This window comes from Kineosporia sp. A_224, assembly GCF_002198655.1.
Lineage (GTDB): Bacteria > Actinomycetota > Actinomycetes > Actinomycetales > Kineosporiaceae > R-H-3.
The window spans coordinates 1-6,225 of record NZ_MWLN01000211.1; the positions used below are offsets into that span (position 1 = coordinate 1).

5 protein-coding genes and 1 tRNA gene are annotated in these 6,225 nt (G+C 73.5%); 3 read left to right on the forward strand and 3 right to left on the reverse strand.

Features of this window, described 5'->3' with window-relative positions:
• Positions 1-143 precede the first annotated feature (143 nt).
• Positions 144-956: a hypothetical protein gene (locus EDJALFJO_RS26505; protein ID WP_198950672.1), complete on the forward strand. Its 813-nt coding sequence runs from the start codon at positions 144-146 to the stop codon at positions 954-956.
• Positions 957-1,033: 77 nt separating this feature from the next.
• Here EDJALFJO_RS26505 and EDJALFJO_RS26510 read toward each other — a convergent pair.
• Together EDJALFJO_RS26510 and EDJALFJO_RS26515 are read right to left on the reverse strand one after the other, a co-directional pair.
• Positions 1,034-1,118: transfer RNA gene (locus tag EDJALFJO_RS26510), tRNA-Ser, on the reverse strand.
• Positions 1,119-1,184: 66 nt separating this feature from the next.
• A complete protein-coding gene (locus EDJALFJO_RS26515) occupies positions 1,185-2,966 on the reverse strand; it encodes a sigma-70 family RNA polymerase sigma factor (RefSeq protein ID WP_088289334.1) in 1,782 nt (593 codons plus the stop codon).
• A gap of 186 nt (positions 2,967-3,152) precedes the next feature.
• Here EDJALFJO_RS26515 and EDJALFJO_RS26520 point away from each other — a divergent pair, with 186 nt between their 5' ends.
• Positions 3,153-3,833, forward strand: coding sequence for a hypothetical protein (locus EDJALFJO_RS26520; RefSeq protein ID WP_088289335.1), 681 nt, complete (start codon positions 3,153-3,155; stop codon positions 3,831-3,833).
• 109 nt (positions 3,834-3,942) lie between these two features.
• Here the strand turns inward: EDJALFJO_RS26520 and EDJALFJO_RS26525 are convergent, their stop codons facing one another.
• Positions 3,943-5,532, reverse strand: coding sequence for a helicase HerA-like domain-containing protein (locus EDJALFJO_RS26525; RefSeq protein WP_088289336.1), 1,590 nt, complete (start codon positions 5,530-5,532; stop codon positions 3,943-3,945).
• Positions 5,533-5,663: 131 nt separating this feature from the next.
• On the opposite strand from EDJALFJO_RS26525, the gene EDJALFJO_RS26530 reads away from it, so the two are divergent.
• Positions 5,664-5,963 carry a type II toxin-antitoxin system VapB family antitoxin gene (locus tag EDJALFJO_RS26530; RefSeq protein ID WP_088289337.1) on the forward strand — a complete coding sequence of 100 codons (300 nt, stop codon included), beginning with the start codon at positions 5,664-5,666 and terminating at the stop codon, positions 5,961-5,963.
• Positions 5,964-6,225: the final 262 nt, after the last annotated feature.

Sequence of the window (6,225 nt, forward strand, 5' to 3'; positions counted from 1 at the left end):
CGGTGTAACTGACTCTCGCTCGGTCAGTTGGTGGTGCTCGGTTCGAGGCGGCCGGCGTAGGTGATGGCGAAGGCGTTGAGTGCCGGCTTCCAGCGGATGGCCCAGCGTGCCCTGCCACGCCCAGCTCAGGTGGGCGGACTGCTGTGGGACTGATCCGTCGTCATGTCGAGAAACTGTTTTGGCTGGGACGCACGGCGCGCCACCCTGTCCTGGTGACGGAACCCGTTCTCGCGCTACAGACCGGCGACGAACCGGCGGAGGTGATCCGTCTCGGATCGCCCGGTGGACAGTTGCGGGTTGCGTGGGGCGGACCGACGCACCGGTCGGCGATCTGGGGGATTCGGGTCGCGCCCCTCGGCGACGTCTACGTGTACGAGCGCACGACTGGGTCGTATCTCAAGGCCAGCCTGCACAAGTCAGGTGTCTGGCGGTACGCATGGGTCGAACGAGAGCCGACTCCCGACGCCGTACAGGAGTTCATCGACCGCACCGGCGATCGCGTTGTGGACCGCTGGGAGCGCCCATCTCCGCTCGGCGACACACTCACGGTCGGGTACTCGATCTTCACGACCGCCGATGACATCCGCCCGGCCCTGGACCAACCGAACGTCACCAGAAAGGTCGGATGGCTGCCGGCGCCGAGAGCAGGGCAGGTCTCGTACATCACGGTGTCTCTCATGCGGCCGACCGGTCGAGTGATCCAGCTACAGCGAGCGATTCCGTTGGCAGCCTTCGCACTGCGCACTGGAGACGCGGTACTTGTCACGGGCACCTGGCGGGAGATGAAGGACGAAGAGCGCACCGCGATCGAAGCGTGCCGAGCAAGGCTCCGGCCCATTCGGCAACAGTTCAAGATCATTTCCCCGAACAGTGCAGAGCCCAGGGCTTTGATGCACAGCCGTGGCGAGAACGACCATCGACAGGTGTTCGACTTCGCGCTTCGAGCCGGCGAATGAGACCAAAACTGAGACCGACCAGGGCCGATGCCCCGTGACCGTCGGTCACTCTGCGGCATCGGCCCTGGTCAGGGCCGCGGAGGATAGGGGATTTGAACCCCTGAGGCTTTTACACCAACACGATTTCCAATCGTGCGCCCTAGGCCACTAGGCGAATCCTCCGTCGGCGAGTCTACCCAACGTGGAGGGGTGCCTCGTCCGGGTTACCGGAGGGCCGATCAGCCGGGCTCAGCCCCGGGTGCACCGCTGCACGGTGACCGCGGTCTTGCCCGAGTCCTTGCCGTACTCGTCCTGGACGACGACCTGGACGACGTCCGTCCCGGCGACCGACCACTCGCCGATCGAGCCCGTGAGGACGTTGCCGTCCCGGCTCAGCCGCACCCGCTGCGACGTCTTGCCGCCGTCGGGCGACCAGGACGCCGTCCCGGAGACCTTCCCGGACGCCTTGACGAGGACGACGATCGTCGTGGTCGTCGGCGTGCACCCCGCCGCGCCGACGGGTGCGGGCAGGAACACCGACCCCGGTGAGGCCGACACCCGCTGGATCACCGGCCCCTCCGGGGCAGGCGGGCTCGACGTGGTCGTCGTCGTCGTGGTCGTCGTCGTGGTCGTGGAGGTCGAGGTGACCGGGTCGGACGACGTCACCGGGTCCGTCGTCGTGGTCACCGAGGTCGTGGTCGTCCGGGTGGTCGGCGGCGTCGTCGTGGTCGTCCGGCCGCCGGACGTCGCCGGGGCCGTCGTCGTCCCACCGGACGGCGTGACGCCGTCCACCGGGGTCGTCACGCCGGCGACCGCCCCGGAGGACGTCGAGCCGCTCGGGGACGTCGCCACCACCTGGACCGACTCCGGCTCCGGCCGCAGCACGGTGAACGCGCCGGCACCGCCCAGGGCGAGCAGCACCACGGCGGCGGCGACGGCGAACGGCCGGGTCCGGCCCCGGCTGCGGTGCGCCCCGGCCGGGGCGGTCCCGGGGGACGGCGGCCCGGCGGCGAGCAGCACAGCGGCACCCCCGGCGGCCGCGACCGGGCCGGCCGGCGGACCGGCGACGACGCGGCGCACCGGCTCGGCCACCTGCTCGGGGAACCCGTCGGCCTGCCAGGACCAGGTGTCGAGGTCGACGTCCGGCCCGGCCGGGCCGGTGGCACCCCACGCCGGGGCGGGCGCCCCGCCCGGGCCGATGCTCGCCACGAGCCGTTCGTGCAGGTCGACGGGCAGCAGGACGGCGGGCGGCAGCAGCGCCGGCGCGAGCCGCTCCATCGTCACGAGCCGGGCCCGCTGCTGGCCGCAGCGCGGGCAGCCCTCGACGTGCCGCGACACCTTCGAGCGGACGTCGAGCGAGAACCTCCCGTCCCAGCTCTCGAGGAGCCGGTCGAGCGCGTCGCAGTCCCGCCGGCCGAGCCGCGCCAGGAGCAGCGCACCCATGCAGCGCTCGAGCCGGTCGCGCATCCGGGAGAGCAGGACGGCGGCGTGCCCCGGCGTCACGCCGAGCGCGGCGGCCAGGTCGGCGGTGTCGAGACCGCCGCGCACGTTGAGCTCGAGCACCTCGCGGTCGCGCTCCTGGAGCCCGTCGGCCGCCGTCCAGACGAGGTCGGCGAGCTCGCCCCGGGACGCCTCGACGTCCGCGGGCGCGGCGTCGTCCGCGAGCCGGCCCGTCACCTCGCCGCCCGCGTCGTCGTCCAGGGAGCCGCCGTCGTGCCGTCGGGCCCGGTGCACGGACGCCGCCTCGTTGCGCAGGATCGCGAAGAGCCAGGCCCGCAGCCGGTCGGGCTCGCGCAGGCCCGCGACCCGCGGCGCGGCGCGCACGAAGGTGTCGTGGACGACGTCCGCGGCCACGGTGCGGTCGCCGAGCAGCCCGACCGCGGTCCCGAAAAGAGGGGTGGCGAACCGGCGGTAGGCCTCGCCGAACGCGAGCGGGTCCCCGGCGGCCCAGGCACGGGCGAGGTCGGCGTCGGGCACGCCGGCGGGGTCGTCGGCGAGCGGCCTGCCGCCGCTGCCCGCACGATCCACCATGCCTGACCTCCCCGAGTCGGTGCTGTCTCCACACCGGGACGACGGCCGACGACCCGGATCATTACACCCCCGTTCGGGGGACCCCGAGGCCGCCTCGAAAAAAGTTTGGGCCGGGGTGTAATCACGCGGCCCCTCCCCCGTCTCCCCCCTGAGAGCCCGAACAGCGGGCCCGACGAGGAGGCCACCATGACGCCGACGACCCTGCACCCGTCCGTGATCCGCCACGCCGCCGCCCAGGGCAGCGCCCCGCTGCCGTCGAACCCGCTCTTCGGCGAGTCCGGCGCCTTCGAGGTCGGCGCCCCGGCCGCCCGGCACATCGGCTCCTCGGGCGAGACCCGCCGGGTGCCGCTGTGGGCCGCGGCCTTCGTCGTCGCCGCCTTCGTCGCGGTGTTCGTCGGCGCCCTCGTCGGGGTGCTCACCGGAGGCCCCGCGCCGGCCGCCCCGGTCGTGCCGGGGGCCGCGTCGCCCAGCACGCCGTCGGACGGCGCCTCGGCCGCCCAGGTCGGCGCCTCCCCCTCGGCGGCCCCGACCGGCCCGGCGGCGAAGGCCCCGAAGGCGGGGTCCAAGGCCGGCTCCAAGGGCGGCTCGGCCGGTTCCGCCGGCGCCGGCTCCGGCTCCTCGCCGGGCGGGGGTGCCACGACCGACACCCCGACCGACGGCACCACGGACGGTCCGACCGACGGGCCGACCGACGCCCCGGAACCGGGCGCCCCCGGCTCGGACGCCGCGATCGACCCGACCATCACGCTCGCGCCGACCTTCCGCCCGACCATGACGTTCACGCTCGCCCCCGCCGCGACGGCCGTCGTGCCGCACGCCGAGGACGTCCGCGTCCCGCCGGTCGTCGACCCGGCGCCCGGGAGCTGACCGTGCCAGGCCCGGCACCCTCTGACCTGCCGCCGCCCGTGGAGGGCGCGGGCGGCGGCGGCAGGGTCAGCGGTACGGCGGACGACGGCCCGCTCGGTGGTGCCGCCGGTCAGCGGCGGCGCTTCGCCGTCCCGAGGATGCTCCGGGTGATCTCGCGCCCGAGGACCGTCCCGGCCGAGCGGAGGAAGCTCTTGAACGCCGAGGACTTCACGGCCTTCTCGACGATGCCGGCCTCCTCCGGCGCCGGCCGGCGCGGGGCCTCCCGCTCCTGGCGCGGGGCCGGCGCCGGGGCGGGCACGGGTCGGGCGGCCGCTCCCTCGGTCTTCTCGATCGACGGCGGCGGGGCGAGCTTGGCACGCAGCTTCTCGTACGCCGACTCCCGGTCGAGGGCCGTCCCGTACTTCGACTGCACCGGGGACGCCGCGACCGCGGCGGCCAGCGCCTCCGCCGGGGCCGGCGCCATGAGGGACTGCGGGGCCCGCAGCCTGGTCCAGGCGACCGGGGTCGGGGCGCCGCGCTCGGACAGCACCGTGATGACCGCCTCGCCGATGCCGAGGTTCGTCAGCAGCTCCTCGAGGTCGTACGACGACTTCGGGAAGGTCGAGACCGCCGCCTTGAGCGCCTTGGCGTCCTCCGGGGTGTAGGCCCGCAGCGCGTGCTGCACCCGGTTGCCGAGCTGGGCGAGGACGTCGCCGTCGACGTCCTTCGGGGACTGCGTCACGAAGAAGACCCCGACCCCCTTGGACCGGATGAGCCGCACGGTCTGGGTGATCCGCTCGGTGAACGCCTTGCTCGCGTCCCGGAAGAGCAGGTGCGCCTCGTCGAAGAAGAAGACGAGCTTGGGCTTGTCGAGGTCACCGGCCTCGGGCAGGTCCTCGAAGAGGTCGGCGAGCATCCACAGCAGGAACGTCGAGAACAGCGCCGGCTTGTCCTGCACCGACGGCAGCTCGAGGCAGGTGACGACGCCCCGGCCGTCGGGCGCCGTCCGCAGCAGGTCCCGGGTGTCGAACTCGGGCTCGCCGAAGAAGACGTCAGCACCGGCGTCGGCGAAGGCGATGAGCTCGCGGAGGATGACGCCCGCGGTCGCCTTCGACAGCCCGCCGAGACCCTCGAGCTCGTCCTGGCCCTCGTCCGAGATGAGGAACTGGATGACGGCGCGCAGGTCCTTGAGGTCGAGCAGGGCCAGGCCCGCCTCGTCCGCGAAGTGGAAGACGAGCGAGAGGCTCGACGTCTGGGTCTCGTTGAGGTCGAGCACCTTCGCGAGCAGGGTCGGCCCGAACGACGTGATCGTCGCCCGCACCGGGACGCCGCTGCCCTGGCCGCCGAGGCTCAGGTACTCGACCGGGCAGCCGGTCGGCACCCAGTTCTGCCCGATGGACGCCGTCCGGGCCGTGAGCTTCTCGTTCGGCTGGCCGGGCTGGCCGATCCCCGACAGGTCGCCCTTGATGTCGGCCATGAAGACCGGGACACCGTTCGCCGAGAGCTGCTCGGCCATGAGCTGCAGGGTCTTCGTCTTGCCGGTACCGGTGGCCCCGGCGACGAGGCCGTGCCGGTTGAGCATCCCGAGCGGCACCCGGACCTGGGCGTCGACGACGGGCTCGCCGTCGACGAGGAGCGCCCCCAGCTCGAGGGCCGGGCCGGTGAACGCGTACCCCGTCCGGACGACGTCGGCGACGTCGGTGGGCTGCTGCGACGACATCTCGGGACTCCCCGCTCGGGTGCTGGTGGGCCGTACCGGTCAGGACCTGACCGGGGCCGAGCCTACGACCGGGTGCCCGGTCAGGGCATGGCAACCGTGCCGGGAGCGTACGGGTCCGTAGAATCGACCACGTGATCTTCAAAGGCGTGGGCGACACGCGTCCGTACCCGGACCACGGGTACACGACGCCGCGCCAGTGGGCGAAGATCGCACCGCAGCAGGTCAGGCTCGACCAGCTCGTCACGACGAAGACGACGCTCGACCTCACCCAGCTGCTCTCGGAGGACTCCACCTTCTTCGGAGACCTCTTCGCGCACGTCGTCCAGTGGCGGGAGACGCTGTACCTCGAGGACGGCCTGCACCGCGCCGTCCGGGCCGCCCTCGCGCAGCGGCCGGTGCTCCACGCACGGGTACTGGTTCTGGACGACTGAGAGGCGTCGATGGCGGCCGAGGACGACGTTCCCCCTGGCGACCTGCCCCCGGACGAGGCTGCGGCTCCCGAGGAGCGCGACGCAACCGAGGCCGGGGGTCCGGGCGTCCCTGAGGACGTGACCACCAGCGAGCCGGGCGACGAGACGCCGGACGACGAGACCGCCGTGGCCGGTGACGCCGAGCCGGCCGCCGAGGCGGACGCCGAGTCCGACCCGGACGACGAGCCGGACGACGAGTCTGAGCCCGGCGACGAGCCCGAGC